This is a genomic window from Natrinema altunense (genome assembly GCF_000731985.1).
Classification (GTDB): domain Archaea; phylum Halobacteriota; class Halobacteria; order Halobacteriales; family Natrialbaceae; genus Natrinema; species Natrinema altunense.
Genome location: NZ_JNCS01000002.1, coordinates 218193 through 232301, shown reverse-complemented (window position 1 = coordinate 232301; position 14109 = coordinate 218193). Strand labels below are relative to the sequence as shown.

The 14109-nt window shown below is 65.9% G+C and carries 16 protein-coding genes and 1 other RNA gene; 9 read left to right on the top strand and 8 right to left on the bottom strand.

The genetic code is table 11. The features are described from left to right. Positions 1-74: 74 nt before the first annotated feature. The gene (locus ALTAJ2_RS05375; RefSeq protein ID WP_239647700.1) at positions 75-503 is read left to right on the top strand and encodes an Hsp20/alpha crystallin family protein; all 429 of its coding nucleotides are present in this window, start codon (positions 75-77) and stop codon (positions 501-503) included. On the opposite strand, the gene ALTAJ2_RS05370 is transcribed toward ALTAJ2_RS05375, so the two are convergent. Next, positions 450-860 carry a hypothetical protein gene (locus tag ALTAJ2_RS05370; RefSeq protein WP_007108215.1) on the bottom strand — a complete coding sequence of 137 codons (411 nt, stop codon included), beginning with the start codon at positions 858-860 and terminating at the stop codon, positions 450-452. The genes ALTAJ2_RS05375 and ALTAJ2_RS05370 overlap by 54 nt on opposite strands. Positions 861-1059: 199 nt before the next feature. Between ALTAJ2_RS05370 and ffs the strand changes: the two genes are divergently transcribed. Then, positions 1060-1373: signal recognition particle sRNA (gene ffs, locus ALTAJ2_RS18505), an RNA gene on the top strand. Between the two features lie 435 nt (positions 1374-1808). On the opposite strand, the gene ALTAJ2_RS05365 is transcribed toward ffs, so the two are convergent. The 3 genes from ALTAJ2_RS05365 to ALTAJ2_RS05355 all read right to left on the bottom strand — a co-directional run bounded on the left by ALTAJ2_RS05365 (position 1809) and on the right by ALTAJ2_RS05355 (position 3343). Further along, a complete protein-coding gene (locus tag ALTAJ2_RS05365) occupies positions 1809-2723 on the bottom strand; it encodes a mechanosensitive ion channel family protein (protein ID WP_007108214.1) in 915 nt (304 codons plus the stop codon). Beyond that, complete coding sequence (locus ALTAJ2_RS05360) at positions 2720-2968, bottom strand: YhbY family RNA-binding protein (protein WP_007108213.1); 249 nt, start codon at positions 2966-2968, stop codon at positions 2720-2722. The genes ALTAJ2_RS05365 and ALTAJ2_RS05360 overlap by 4 nt, the downstream gene beginning before the upstream one ends. Positions 2969-3064: 96 nt before the next feature. Next, a complete protein-coding gene (locus ALTAJ2_RS05355) occupies positions 3065-3343 on the bottom strand; it encodes a ribonuclease P protein component 4 (RefSeq protein WP_007108212.1) in 279 nt (92 codons plus the stop codon). Between the two features lie 211 nt (positions 3344-3554). Here ALTAJ2_RS05355 and ALTAJ2_RS05350 point away from each other — a divergent pair, with 211 nt between their 5' ends. The 3 genes from ALTAJ2_RS05350 (at position 3555) to ALTAJ2_RS05340 (ending at position 8152) form a co-directional block, all read left to right on the top strand. Then, positions 3555-5354, top strand: a complete 1800-nt coding sequence (locus tag ALTAJ2_RS05350; protein ID WP_239647699.1) for an ABC transporter substrate-binding protein — start codon at positions 3555-3557, stop codon at positions 5352-5354. Between the two features lie 5 nt (positions 5355-5359). After that, positions 5360-6214 carry a phosphatase PAP2 family protein gene (locus tag ALTAJ2_RS05345; protein ID WP_007108210.1) on the top strand — a complete coding sequence of 285 codons (855 nt, stop codon included), beginning with the start codon at positions 5360-5362 and terminating at the stop codon, positions 6212-6214. Positions 6215-6445: 231 nt separating this feature from the next. After that, positions 6446-8152 carry an ABC transporter substrate-binding protein gene (locus ALTAJ2_RS05340; protein ID WP_007108209.1) on the top strand — a complete coding sequence of 569 codons (1707 nt, stop codon included), beginning with the start codon at positions 6446-6448 and terminating at the stop codon, positions 8150-8152. A gap of 85 nt (positions 8153-8237) precedes the next feature. Here the strand turns inward: ALTAJ2_RS05340 and ALTAJ2_RS05335 are convergent, their stop codons facing one another. Then, complete coding sequence (locus ALTAJ2_RS05335) at positions 8238-8624, bottom strand: hypothetical protein (protein ID WP_007108208.1); 387 nt, start codon at positions 8622-8624, stop codon at positions 8238-8240. A gap of 259 nt (positions 8625-8883) precedes the next feature. Here ALTAJ2_RS05335 and ALTAJ2_RS05330 point away from each other — a divergent pair, with 259 nt between their 5' ends. After that, on the top strand, positions 8884-9441 hold the full coding sequence (locus tag ALTAJ2_RS05330) for a hypothetical protein (RefSeq protein ID WP_239647698.1): 558 nt from the start codon (positions 8884-8886) through the stop codon (positions 9439-9441). Positions 9442-9503: 62 nt separating this feature from the next. On the opposite strand, the gene ALTAJ2_RS05325 is transcribed toward ALTAJ2_RS05330, so the two are convergent. Then, positions 9504-10259, bottom strand: coding sequence for a DUF2797 domain-containing protein (locus ALTAJ2_RS05325; RefSeq protein ID WP_007108206.1), 756 nt, complete (start codon positions 10257-10259; stop codon positions 9504-9506). 363 nt (positions 10260-10622) lie between these two features. Here ALTAJ2_RS05325 and ALTAJ2_RS05320 point away from each other — a divergent pair, with 363 nt between their 5' ends. From ALTAJ2_RS05320 to ALTAJ2_RS05310, 3 genes are all read left to right on the top strand, one after another. Next, complete coding sequence (locus ALTAJ2_RS05320; RefSeq protein ID WP_007108205.1) at positions 10623-10967, top strand: BsuPI-related putative proteinase inhibitor; 345 nt, start codon at positions 10623-10625, stop codon at positions 10965-10967. 158 nt (positions 10968-11125) lie between these two features. Beyond that, entirely contained in the window at positions 11126-12043 is a 918-nt protein-coding gene (locus ALTAJ2_RS05315; protein ID WP_007108204.1) for a CbiX/SirB N-terminal domain-containing protein, read from the top strand. Positions 12044-12046: 3 nt separating this feature from the next. After that, complete coding sequence (locus tag ALTAJ2_RS05310; protein ID WP_007108203.1) at positions 12047-13216, top strand: DR2241 family protein; 1170 nt, start codon at positions 12047-12049, stop codon at positions 13214-13216. Positions 13217-13292: 76 nt separating this feature from the next. Here ALTAJ2_RS05310 and ALTAJ2_RS05305 read toward each other — a convergent pair whose 3' ends face one another. Both ALTAJ2_RS05305 and ALTAJ2_RS05300 read right to left on the bottom strand, forming a co-directional pair. Further along, positions 13293-13883, bottom strand: a complete 591-nt coding sequence (locus ALTAJ2_RS05305) for a DUF7524 family protein (RefSeq protein WP_007108202.1) — start codon at positions 13881-13883, stop codon at positions 13293-13295. A 15-nt stretch (positions 13884-13898) separates the two neighbouring features. Continuing rightward, positions 13899-14093 (bottom strand): methytransferase partner Trm112, encoded by a 195-nt coding sequence (locus tag ALTAJ2_RS05300; RefSeq protein ID WP_007108201.1) that lies wholly within the window; start codon positions 14091-14093, stop codon positions 13899-13901. Between the last annotated feature and the right edge of the window lie 16 nt (positions 14094-14109).

The window sequence follows — 14109 nt, the reverse complement described above, 5'->3', positions numbered from 1 at the left end:
TTAAGATTCCACATGATTAGTCAAATTTATTGTGGGCTGTTAACAAGCATCGATCATGCTCGAGGTGATCAGCGATGGTGCGAGCGAGCCCACCCAGCACCTGGATGCAAGGCCTCGACATCCCGTCCCAGCGATTCGGAGACACCGGCGGGAGCGACTACGAACTATACGAGAAGGACGACGAGTTCGTCCTCACGATCGACATGCGGGGCTTCGAGACCGAGGTGATCGAGGTGGCGTGGGACGACGGCGTGCTGAACGTCACCGCCGAACAGACCGACGAGAACCACGGGCGCAAGAAGACCGACCACCGCCGGTTCCTTCCCCAAGACGGTCGACGACGAGGAGATCGCCGCCGACCACTTCGAGCAAGCGCTCGAGAATTCCTCACCGGAGTCGCCGTTTCCGGTCGTCCTTCAACCTCGTTGGAGAGCCCCGAGCGAGGAACTTCAGGACGCGTCAGTCTCGGTTTCGATGGGGACGTACTCGAGACCGCTCTGTGACGTATAGTGAAAGAGAATTTTCTTCTGTTCGTAGTCGTCGGTCAGCAACTTCCCCGGATCCGGCGGGAGGTCGACGGTCTCGGTCGTGACGGCGTCGCGTCGCGTTTCTTCGATCGTGTACTCGACGGTACGCGCCTGGCCCGAAAACGACTCCGTTTTGCCATGGTTTCGCGCGTCAATCTCGAGGGTGGCGTCGTGTAATCGCTCGTCGGACTCGTCTCGGACGACGAGATCGGCTTGCAGTGGCGCCCCTTCGAGGTTCATAATATCGATGTACGTCTCGGGATCCGTCTCTTCCTGACTCTCGAGGAGCGGTCTGAGACAGCCTTGCAGTGTCAGGAGCGTACCGACGGCCAAGGAGTGGAGGAATTTGCGCCGATGTGAAACTGGCGCAAATCGGGAGGGCTGGGTGGCCGTAGATAGTAGACATATTTATCGGTTGTAGTTTTGGCATTACGACTCCGGCCTCGTTGGTCGGATATCCGTCGGGTGGATTTCGATCAGTATCCGGCGACTGAAAATGCGAAAGGCCCTTAAGTATCAGTCGTCTACTACGGAATGGACTAGGTCGGGCAGTTTGGCCCTGCTCGTTACCCGCGCTATGGTCATTAGCGGGGACCGAACACCGCGGGCGTCCGGTCAGACCGACCGGGGCCTCGGGAGCCAACAGAGAAGCCTCGTCCGTCGGGGACAGCGGTCTACGATGGCCGTCCGCAGGGACGACCCATCGTGGTTAGTCGGCGACAGCCCATCAGGCGCGGAAGCGAGCAGTGGACCGCCGGACACCTGTCGCTCGACGGGTCGCGGGGTGGAGAAGGCAACCGAGATTCCCCCGGCCGGAACGCCGGGCAACCGCGGTCGTCCGCATTCATACGGCATTTCACTCTGGCGAGCGGCGGCGCTGCGCGCCGTGCTCGCTCGGTAACGGTTCAAACACGCCTCCTGCCGTTCGGTCGTCCTTCCAGTCCTCACTCACCGCAGTCGACGGCCCGCTCGCTCTCCAGTCGCTCGCGGCTGAGGACGGGCAGTAGCCTGCCCGCCTCCGGCTCGCACTGCTCTCACCGTCGTTCGAGCCGTGCTCCCGGCCGGAGATCGAGCGTCCCGAGCTTCGAATCGTAGCACAAAAGTCGGCGGAGGTGCTGTTACTATTACGGTCCGGAGCTAATACCCCAGTGACATTTCGGGGGTCGACTGCCGTTCTCGGTGCATTCGTCGGACCCGTTCGCGTTCGACCCGCCGACAAACGCAACGATCGACACTTCGACCGCCGTCGACGAACCGACCCGGCAGTCCCTGCGAGTCCCGTTATTCGGCCGGCTGTACGACGCTTTGGCCGCTCTCGAGGTTGAGTCCGCCCTCGAGCGTGCGGACGGGGTAGGGGATGTCGATCCCCTCCTCGTCGAAGCGCTGTTTGACCGCGGTAACGTACTCGCCTCGCGTCCGGACGAAGTCGGCGCGGGACGGGTTCACGATCCAGAACCGCGACTGGAGGCCCACGTCGGAGTTGCCGAGTTCCGTCAGTCGCACCGACGGTGCAGGGTCGTCCATGATGTCGGGGTGGCGCTTGGCTTCCTCGACGATGATTTCGGTCGCCCGTTCGATATCGTCGTCGTAGCCGATCCCGAAGACGAACTTCAGCCGGAGCTTGTCGGCGTCGACCGGATTTTTGAGGACCCCATCGGTAAGCGCCGAGTTGGGAACGGTCAGCAGTTCGTTGTCAAACGTTCTGACGCGGGTCACGCGAAGACTGATGTCTTCGACGGTACCCGAGTAGGTGCCGTCGTCCCACTCGATCCAGTCGCCGATACGGAACGGCTTGTCGGTGTAGATGAATACGCCGGCGACGAAATTCGAGATCACGTCCTGCATCGCGAGCCCGATGGCGAGCGCCCCGGCCGCCGCGATGCCGGCCATCGAGACGAGGAAGTTCCCGTAGTCGGCGAACCCGAAGGCGACCGCGACGGCACCGAAGCCGATGCCGAACCGCGTCAGCATCAACAGCGGGTTCTGGGCGTGCTCGTCGATCTCACGTCGGTCGAGCGCTCGGCGAACGAGCGGCAGGAGGACGATTCGGCCGACGAGCCAGATCACGACGAGCGCGATGACGAACTTGATCGCGCTCTCCGCGGCGGCGGCCTGCGCGGCGGTGAACCCGAACCCGGCGAGGCCGCGACCGATCGGTCCGAGGGCCTGTGGAAGCAGTTCGACCCAGCCGCTCATCGATGGAGGACTGCCGTGTGACCGCGCGTCTCGATCAATTCGGCGGTCACGCGGTCGGCGAGATCGGCCGCCTTCTCCTCGGTCGAACTCCCCGCACGGGCGGCGCGGAGGAATTTGACCTTCACGAGGTCGCGATTCGAGAGTTGATCGTCGAGCTCGTCGACGACGGCGTCGACGCCGCTCTTACCGACCCAGACGGTCACGTCGAGATCGTGTGCTCGCTGCTTGAGTTCCTGTGTATCCATGGCCTCGAGTAACGAACCGAGGCGCTTCAATCTTCTCGATTCGGTAGCGATCGGAGAACCGGGCGGTCGGGCCCGACCTGGAGCGTGGAACGGCGATCACCCCTCGTAGGGATACCGGGCGTGTGCACCGCAGTCGCAGGTGATCACGACGTGGCCGTCCCGGACCCTCACACGGGCGTTCTTCCCCGGGCGAAGGTACGTATCACACCGGTCACAGGTGAACTGGCGAAACGCCCGCGGCAGCGTCAGCCGGTTTCGCTCCGCGACCCGCCGAGCGAGCCGAACGTAGTATCGAGCCCGGTCGTCCGCGCCGTCCGCCGCCGCCGCTCGAGCCAGGCTGTGCAGGCGCTCGATCCGTTCGGCGGCGATATCCATACCCGCCTTTTCGTCGGTCGGCCTATTGATGTTGCGCTCCGACGACGGGATGAGAGCGCGGGCCTTCGCCGACGGCCCGCGAGCGAATCGCACGCTTCCCACAGCCGTGGCGACTGTGCTGTTGATTGAAAAGATTCTTTACTCGGCCTCGTGTTCGATGGAGTACGCAATATTGTTATATATCAGATGAGATTGGGTGTTACATAACAGTATGAATTGGAATCCCTCCCCGCCCGACGACGGCGTGAGCAGACGGTCGTTTCTGGCCGCCGGCGTAACCGGCGCGACCCTCGCGACGAGCGGCTGTATCGACCGCGTCCAGAGCGTCGTCGATCAGGGCGGTGACGAGCAGTTCTCGCTGTCGATCACGACGGTCCCGGCGGACGCGGATCGGCAAAACGTCCGTATCGCCCGTCGGCTCGAGGCGAACCTCGAGAAGGTCGGTATCGATGTCTCGCTCGACATGCGATCGCAGTCCGAACTGCTGGAAGCCGTCCTGATCGAGCACGATTTCGATTGCTACGTCGGCCGTCATCCTGCCGACTACGATCCCGACTTCCTCTACGAAGCCCTCCACTCCACGTACGCAAACGAGGCCGGCTGGCAGAACCCCTTTGGGTTCACCAATATGGCCTTCGATACGCATCTCGAGCACCAGCGTCGAACCGACGGCGACGAGCGCAAGCGACACGTCGAGGCCGTCCTGACGGGATTGGCACGGGCGAAGCCCTTCGACCCGATCTGTATCCCCGAAGAGCACCGCGTCGCCCGAGCGAATCGGTTCGACGGCTGGGACGAGGGCCACCTCGCAACGCGCCACGGCTATCTCGGTCTCGAGCCGGCCGCGGGCGTCGACCGATTGCACGCGCTCGTCACCGACAGTCGGATCACCCGGAACCTCAACCCGCTTTCGGCGACGTTCCGGAACCGCGGGACGACCATCGACCTGCTCTATGACTCCCTGGGGACCGAACACGGGGGCGACGTCCAACCGTGGCTCGCCGAGTCGTGGGACATCGCGGAGACGACGGCGGAGTCGGACTCCGAGATGGCGGACGGAGAAGCGACGCGAACGGTCACGGTCACGCTCCGAGAGGGGTGTCACTTCCACGACGGGGAACCCGTGACCGCCGCGGACGTCGCCTTCACGTATAAGTTCCTCAACGATACGTCGTGGGGACGAGCACCGGTTCGGTCGCCGGCACCGCGGTATCGGGGCCGGGCAGACGTAATCGAAACCGTGAGCATCGACGGGGACTACGAGGTCACGATCACCGCGTCGGGCGGTCGAGAGGCCATCGAGCGGGCGTTTACCGTACCGGTCTTGCCCAGACACGTCTGGCTCGAGTTGATCGATCAGCACGCCACGGGCGGCGATTTCACCGCACCACAGGGACGGTGGGCCGTCGTCTCGGGCGACAACATCCCACCGATCGGGAGCGGCCCATTCGAGTTCGAGAGTCGATCCGAGGACGAGTCGCTCGTCCTCACACGCTTCGAGGACCACTTCACGCTTCGGGACGGCGTCGACCTCCCCGAGCCGACGGTCGACGAGGTGCGGTTCTCCGTCGATCCGTCGAGCAACTCGTCGATTACCCGCATCGAAGACGGCGGCGCGGACGTCACGGCGACGATGCTCAGTCCGCATTCGTTGCCGAGGGTCCCGGACTCGTCGGATCTCGAGCGACTCCGATCCCCATCGCGTACGTTCTATCACCTCGGGTTCAACGTCCGGAACGCACCCTTCAGCAACCCACACGTTCGCAGGGCGATTACGCAACTGATCGACAAGGAAGGGATCGTAACGGACGTGTTCTACGGGAACGCAACGCCCGTAGCGACGCCCGTCAGCGACGAGTGGGTTCCGGAGCGACTCCAGTGGGACGGCGACGATCCAGTGACACCGTTTGCCGGCGCTGACGGCGATCTCAACGTCGAAGCCGCGAAAGTGGCCTTCGAACGAGCTGGGTTCCGATACGATGATAACGGGCGACTGCTTGGGGGCTATTAGGAGCGATGCTCGCCGAGGTGCTGATTCAGCTCGTCGTCGTAGTCGGGATTCTCCTCCCGATCTCGCTCGCTCTCTTCGTCGGCCGTGAGCGCCTCGTGCGGACGCGATCGGAGTGGCGGACTCGCCTCAAAACGGCAGCACCGACGATCGCGGTCTTACTCGTCGTCTTGCTGATCAACCGCTTCGCCAGACAGCGTGCACCGCGTCTCTCGCGGGAGATCGGGTTTCACCTCACCGCGAGCTTTTACAACATCGAGGGGGAGTTCATCCTGCTCTTCCAGTCGATCGCAACACCGGAGACGACGGCGTACTTCTCGTCGATCTACGTGTACGGCTACGTCTTCCTGATCGTCTTCCCGGTTCTGGCGTACTTCACGCTGCCGGATACGCGGATGTTCCGCCGGCTGTTAACGGCGTACGCGCTCAACTACGTGATCGGACTCGTCCTCTACATCTTCGTCATCGCGTACGGCCCTCGAAACGTGATGCCGCACGAAGTGGCGGAAACGATGCTGTTCGAGAACAAGCCACAGGTTCAGTACCTCACCCGCGAGGTCAACAGTAACACCAACGTCTTCCCGTCGCTTCACACGTCGCTCTCGGCGACCGTCGCCACGTTCGCGGCGATAACGCGCTCGACGTTTCCGAAGTGGTTCCCCGTCGCGGTCGCGCTGGCGGCCAGCGTCGCGATTTCGACGATGTTCCTCGGCATCCACTGGGGGATCGACGTCGTCGCCGGAATGCTGCTTGCAGCGCTCTGTGTCGTCCTCTCCGACCGGCTCGTCGGTCGCTGGTCGGTATCGGAACTCCTCGGTGATCGCCTCGAGCAGTTCGAGGACCGGATACCGTGGCAGGAATGAAGCGAGTAACTGCGAGTCACACGTCCGGGCGGTGAACGTGCGCCGAGAGCCACGGCGCGGCTCCGACCGCGTCCGGTACCGCGATTACGGCGGTCGCGTGCTGGTGGAAGAGCACAATACTGTTATAACGTGGCTCGCCAACTATGATAGACGAACGAAATGAACAGGAGACGGACCGCCCCGAATCGAGAGCGCCGCGGCGGTGACAGCAAGTCCCTCGGTCGGCGAGCCATGTTGGCGGCGACCGCGGGACTGACGGTCTCGAGCAGCGGCTGTCTTCGACAGGTCCGGAACATCGTCAGAACGGACGACATCCAACAGCTCTCCGTGACGATCACGACGGTCCCCGCGGACGCGGACAGACAGGCCATCCGCATCGCGCGGCATCTCGAGGAAACCCTCACGGCCGTCGGGGTCGACGTGTCCCTCGACCTGCGCTCGGACATCGAGTTCCGCCGAGCGGTACTGTACGACCACGAGTTCGAGATCTGTATCGGCCACCATCCGGGCGGGACCGACCCCGACTTCCTTTACGAGGCGTTGTACTCGCGGTACATCGACGAATCGGGGTGGCAGAACCCGTTCGGCTTCACCGACCGAACCATCGACGACCACCTCGTGGCGCAGCGAACCGCTGAGGGTGACGCGCGCCGCAAGGCGGTCACGGCGATGCTCGAGGCGATCGCGACCGAGCAGCCGTTCGTCCCGCTCTGTGTCCCCGAGGAGCATCGGATCGTCAGGACGGACCGGTTCGACGGCTGGGACGAGGGTCACCTCGCGACGCGCCACGGCTATCTCGGCCTCGAGCCGGCCGCGGGCGTCGATACGCTTCGACTCGCCCATCTCGACGGCAGGCTCACGGAGAACTGTAATCCGATCGCGACCGACTACCGTGGTCGTGGAACGATCACGGATTTGCTGTACGACTCGCTGGCGACCAAGAACGGTGACGGCCCTGTCGAGCCCTGGCTCGCCGAATCGTGGGAGTGGGACGGTCGGGCCGTCGACGTTACCCTCCGGGACGGTTGCGAGTTCCACGACGGCACGCCGGTGACCGCCGACGACGTCGAGTTCACGTATCGGTTCCTCCAAGATACCTCGCTTGGCAACCACGATACGCCCTCGCCAGCACCCCGATACCGGGGCCAGGTCGACGCCGTCGAATCGGTCGAGAGTCGCACCGACCACCGCGTCGAACTCGAGGTCGAAACGTCGCCGGCGGTCGGTGCGCGTGCGCTTCTCGTGCCGATACTCCCGGCCCACCACTGGCGCGACCGGGCGGTCGACGTCGTGGGGCCCGGCGGCCCCAGCGTCGCCCAGGGGACGACGGAGGCCGTCGCCACGAACAACATCCCGCCGATCGGGAGCGGCCCCTTCCAGTTCGGCGAGCGGACCGAGGGAGCCCAGCTGATCCTCGAGCGGTTCGACGATCACTTCACGCGTCGCCCGGGGGTCGATCTCCCGGCACCGACCGTCGACGAGTGTCGTATCGACATCCATCCGAGCGGCGACACGGCGGCACAGGTCGTCGCGAACGGCGACGCCGACGCGACGAGTCTCCCGCTCGGCGCGGCCGACATCGACGGCGTCGAGACCCCTACCGGAGTGTCGATGCGTGACGCGTCGTCGTGGACGTTCTACTGTCTCGGATTCAACACTCGCGACGCGCCGTTTAGCAACTACCGGTTCCGGCGGCTACTCGCGCAGTTAGTCGACAAAGAGTGGCTCGTCGACGAGGTGTTCCACGGGCACGCCCGTCCCATCGCGACCCCGGTCACCGACGACTGGGTCCCCGAGAGCCTCGAGTGGCGTGGCAACGATCCCGAAACGCCGTTTCTGGGTTCGGAGGGCGAGGTCGACGTCGACGCGGCGAAGGCGGCGTTCGAAGCCGCCGGCTTCCGATACGACGATCACGGCCGGCTTCGGGTCAGACAGTAACCGACCCGAGCACTGCGTGCGAGTCGGAACGGCTGCGCCGCGGCTGATCGGCTCGGCGTGGAGACAAAAACGAGACGAACGGCCGTTACTCCTCGAGTGCGTCCGCGATGCGCTTCAGTGCGCGGGTCTGGTCGCGGAGTTCGTCGCGCATCTGTCGGACCTCGCGGACGAGTTCCTCGTTGCTCTCGTCCTGACCGCCAGCGCCCGGGCCGCCGGCACCTGGCCCGCCGGGACCGGCACCGGGGCCGCCACCGCCCATCATACCGCCCATCATCTGCGCGAACGGGTTGCCGCCCATGCCACCGGGGCCGCCGGGACCGCCACCGCCGCCGAACGGACTCTCGGGTGGCTCGCCCTCACCGTCGCCTTCCTCGGCTCGCTTCTCGCGGATCTCCTCGACGCGTTCGCGGAAGGATTTCTCCTCGCTGTCCTCGCCTGCGTCTCCGTCAGGGGAGTCGTTTTCGTCCGTCATACCATCGGATTCCGTTGCGTGAGGGAAAAGGGTTGCCATGTTTCGAATGTCCGCACCGACCGGCGTCCCGACGCCGCGGTCGCCCAGCGAGCAATGCCTGCACAAAACCGACCCGAGACGAACCGGTAGCTGGCGTATGGACGACGATCGTTCCCATCACCTCCCGATTGGTGGGGGCCTCGAGAGACGATGCGACCACGATCGCGAAGCCAACCCGATCGGAACCGACATCGCCGGGCCGGAGCGACCGGGAGAATCTGTGGCCGCGAGAACGGGGTCGCCGCCCGGCCCCGAAGCGGAGCGTGAACGCGAGTATCCGTACTGTGTCTACCAGCCGGACGGTGACGGCGGCTGGGGCGTCACGATGCCGATCAATATGCACGTCACCGCCCCGGGCGAGCAACGGGCGCTCGCCGCGATCGACGCCGAACTGGCCGGCCTCGAGAACCCGCGCTGGACCCGCGTCTTCCCGGACGCGCCGACCGCAGCGTGGGACAGCGACGGCGGTCAACTCGTCGCTCCGGACCGTTCGGTTCGCCGGCCGCGACTGGGCGACGCGTGGACGCACGTCCACGTCTGGGAACTCGACGCGGATCGAGCGGCGCTCCACGCACACCTGGACGTCATCGACCTCGAGTACGCGTATTTGCACCGCGGCGACGGCTACCACGTTGCCACGCAGCGGGTCCGCGAGCACCTTTCGGGAAGTAACTGGCGACGAGAAACGCCCTACCGTATCGAGTACGACGTCGAGGCGGAGCGCCGAACGAACTGGGGTCCGACGGGGGATACGAAACTCGAGTACGTCCCCGACTGATCGGACCGCTCACGGCCGTCGAGTCGCCGAAACGGTGCTCCGAGTGTACCGCCGAGCGAGCGTTAGCCGAAGGAGCCGAGCGACGACTGGAGGCTCCGATCCGACCCCCCCGTCTCGAGGTCGTAGCCGACCAGGTCGCGCATGTCGACGGCGTAGGTCGTCCCACCGTTCGCGAGGACCAGCAGTCGGCCTTTGACGCCGACGACGGTTCCCGAAGCGATCGTCTCGCGGACCGGGCGGGTCTCGAGGGACACCCCGTAGTCGAACTCGAACCGGTCGATCACGTCGAACTTTCGGAGCGTAGCCGCCCAGGCGGTTTCGTCGACCGCGGCCGCGAGCGCGGCGACCTTCGGCCCGGTTCGAACGCGGTCGACGAGCCGGGTCGCGATGTCGGCCTCGAGTTCGCGGGCGACCCGCCCGTTCGAGACGGTGTGAACGTGAGCCGCGCGGTCGGCTCCCTGCTCGCGCAGGCGGGTCTCGAGTCGGCGGCGTTTCGTGACACCGACCTTGAACGTGTCCGGGGCGAAGGCCGCGATATAGACCGCGTGTTCCTCGTAACAGTCCATCTCGTCTTTCAGGCAGGTCCCGGTACAGCGCGCACAGACCCACGTGTTCGTGTGGTAGTCGCAGTAGGGTGCCGACGGCCGGTCACAGGAGACGTGGTCGCCGTCGGCGACGGTACCGGCACAGTGGCGGTCACCGAGCGCGTACGCGAGGTCGTCGCCGGCCGCGAGCGGACGGCGTTCGACGTCGCCGCTGCCGTCGCTGAGCAGCAGCGCCGATCCCCGTCCGCTCGGTTCGTAACCGACCAGTTGCACGGGCTCGAGTTGGTGCCAGGCCCAGATAGACGTAGCGCTCTCGGGACGGACCGACTCCGTTCGTGTTTCGGCCTCAGGGCTGTGGTTCCCATCGCTGGTCGACGCCGAGACCGATCACACCGGCCACGTTCGACTCGAGGGCAGACCCCCGAGAGCGAACCCGGGACCGAGCGAGCGGATCGAAACGGTCGCGGGCTGCGTGGAAACGATACCGCGGGACGCGGCTCGCGGGAGAATCCGGGGGCGAGTGGTTCGATCGACGACCCCCGGCCGGTGGCGACGGGGCCGGCGACCTGCTCCCCGACGCGATCGAGCGCGGACCACGGAGAAGACCTATGCGCCGCGGGACCGAACCCCCCGTTCATGACCCTCGAGGGTGCACTCGAGACGACGGCGGACGGGTCCAGAGACGCTGTACTGTTCGTGTTCACTGTCACCAATACGGGCGACGAGCCCGTCGAACTCGCGTTTACGGACGGCTGTAAGGCGGAGTTTGTGCTCGTCGACGACGGAAGCGAGGTCTGGCGATTCAGCGACGGGCGCATGTTCGCGCAGGTGCTCAGTTCGGACGAACTCGATCCCGGCGAAGCGACGACCTACGAGGCGGAGTGGTCCGATCCCGACGCGGGCGAGTACACTGCGATCGCGACGTTGCAGGCACGGGAGACGGACTGCGAGGCGACGACCACAGTCACCGTCGTGGACTGAGCGGCCGGGACACGCCGGTCGGAACGCCGACCGCGGCTCGCGCCGGTTCGTCTTTACGGAACCAGTTTTAGTCAAACAAAAATTCTGTTTCAGTTTTACAAGAGGAACTATTGTGCTTCTCCATAGGGTATATACCGGCTCCGTCCGAACGGTCGACCATGCAAGCGCTGGTCATCGCGGCACACGGATCGCATCTGAATCCGGACGCTTCGGACCCGACCTACGCCCACGCGGACACGATCCGCGAGACAGGCGCGTTCGACGAGGTCCGCGAAGCGTTCTGGAAGGAAGAACCCCACTTCCGCGAGGTGATCCGAACGCTCGAGTCCGACGAGGTGTTCGTCGTTCCCCTCTTTATCAGCGAGGGGTACTTCACCGAACAGGTCATCCCGCGAGAACTTCGGCTCGACGACTGGGACCCCGAGAAGTGGGACTCCGACGGCACCAGCGCCTCCCAGGCCACGCTCGAGGCGACCGACGTCGGGAAGACCATCCACTACTGCGGGCCGGTCGGGACCCACGACGCGATGACCGACGTGATCGTCCAGCGGGCCGAAACCGCGATGGAAGATCCCGATGTCGGGGAGGGAGTCGGCCTCTCGGTCGTCGGTCACGGCACCGACCGCAACGAGAACTCCGCGAAGGCCATCGAGTACCACAGCGACCGCATTGCCGACCGCGACCGCTTCGACGAGGTGAAGGCGCTGTTCATGGACGAGGAGCCGGAGGTCGACGACGTCACCGACTACTTCGAGAGCGACGACATCGTCGTCGTCCCCCTCTTCATCGCCGACGGCTACCACACGCAGGAAGACATCCCCGAGGACATGGGGCTGACCGAGGACTACCGGCTCGGCTGGGACGTACCCGCCGCGGTCGACGGCCACCGGATCTGGTACACCGGTGCCGTCGGGACCGAGGACCTGATGGCCGACGTCGTCCTCGAGCGGGCGGCCGACGCCGGGGCCGACATCGGCGACGCCCGCGAGGCGGTCCGTGAGCTGGCCGCCTCGGCCGCCGAGGCCGGAACCGACTCGAGCCCGGAGCCGAACGCGGGCGCAGGTGCGGGTGACTGACGCGTGACGGTGGCGACCGACGACATCGAGGCGCTGCTGGCACACGCATCCGACGGCATCGCGTTCGACGGCCTGCACGTCACGGAAACGGACGGCGAGTACGCACTCGAGACGCCGGGCAACGAGTGGACCGGACTCGACGACGACGCACTCCGGCTGGCGCTCGACTCCGCGGCGGCGTACGTCACGAACTGGCGTTACTGGCAGAAGACCGTCGGCGGGGAGGGGACCGCCCGTCGGGCCTTCCTCCGGTGGTGCGAGCGCGCGCCGCTGGCGGACGCCGATCCGGACGAGGCGACGCCCGGTCCCTGGTCCGGCGGAGCCGACGAGGCGAACGACCGCCCGGAGACACTCGGCGTCGCGGACCGGTACGACGCGCTCAGCGACGGCATCGACCGCGAGTGGGGACAGCTCTCTATTACGGCCCGATTCGTCGATATCGATGCTCCCAACGGCGAGCGCGTCTACGATCTCTGGCACGTCGAGGACGCCGGCAGCGATCTCGCCGACCTCGAGATCCACGACGACCCACGCGACGCACGCGAACTCGCGACGTACGACGAGGACGGCCGCTACCGCCCGCTGAAGACCGCGCCGACGCTGCCCGACGGCTGGGCCTTTACCGGCCTCTCGGGCGCGGAACTCGTCGAGACGGTCGAGTTCTTCTATCCCGCGACGGTCGCCAACTGGCACCGCGAACTGCGGGGGAACCTGGACGTCGACCACTGGCTCGAGACCGCCGAGCGCCAGACGGGCATCTACGACGTGATCGACGAACTCCCCCGCGAGGCCGTCGAATGGATGGCCGAGGCCTGCTGTGTCGACTCCCAGTGTCTGCGCCGCCGGGAGTGGCAGTACGAGGAGGGCGACGACCTCGCTGTCGACGGCGGCAACGGGCCGTTCCCCTGTCGCGAGCCGTGTTCACTCGTCGTCGCCGCCGCCCGCAAGTGGGCCACCCTCGAGTCCGAGGACGAGCATACCTACGAACTCGAGTTGACGACGAGCGAACTGAACCAACTCGAGGAGCTGATCGACGCGGTCGCGGAGGACCGCACCGACGAGATCCGCGAGGCCGACGTCTACGACGGCGCGAACCGCTACCGGGCGCGGTACCTCCGCGCCAAACGGTTCGACGCCGAGGGCGATCTCGAAGCGACACGGGTCGACGACTGACGACCGACCGGTGCCACGCGACTCCGATTTTCGCCCGCCGGCCACGACCGCCATCTCGCGTCCGGTCGCCGGCGAGTTACTGTAACAGCAAGAACAGCGCCACGAGAACGCCGCCGCCGACGATTCCCAGGCCGGCGGTCGCGACGGGACCGCCGATCGTCGCCGTCGTCACCCCCGCGACGCCGACCGCGACCGCGCCGAGTGCGAGGACGACGAGCGTCGCCGGCTCGACCGCAGTCACGGCGGAACACCGGTCGACGGCCCGGTCGAACGCCGTCGGCTCGGGCTCCGACCGCGTGGGCTCGGCGAGGGATTCGTCGACGTCGACGCCCGGCGGCCCGGGTTCGACGGTGACGGCGATCGAGACCGATTCGGAACCGTAGCCGGTCAGCACCTCGAGGCGGCCATCGACGGGGCGGTCGATGGCGTCGGCGACGACGGTGACCGGAACGCGCGTGACGGTCTCGGGTTCGACGTAGTAGTTCGATTCCCCGAGCGATGCGATCCGTTCGAGGTCACCGTCGAGACGGCAGTGGACGTGCGCGGGCGTCTCGTGGCCGTACAACAGGACCGAAAACGACGCGCTGGTTTCGAGCGTCCCGCTCGTCGCCTCGAGCGCCTCGGCGGCCCCGCGGTTGACGTGGACGGCGACCTCGGTTCCGGACATAATCAGTGGGGCCGTTCAGGCCGGCGTCTCCTCTCGCATATCCGGCGGCAGCAGGTTCGGAATGCCGTCCTCGATCGGGTAGGCTTCGCCACACTCGGTACAGACGAGATTGCCGCCGACGACCTCCTCGTCGTCGTAGTCGGCGTTCTCGAGTTCCAGGTCGTGTTTGTCGAGCGGGCAGCAGAGAATCTCCAGTAACGACTCCTTCATACTACGTAGGCTTGCC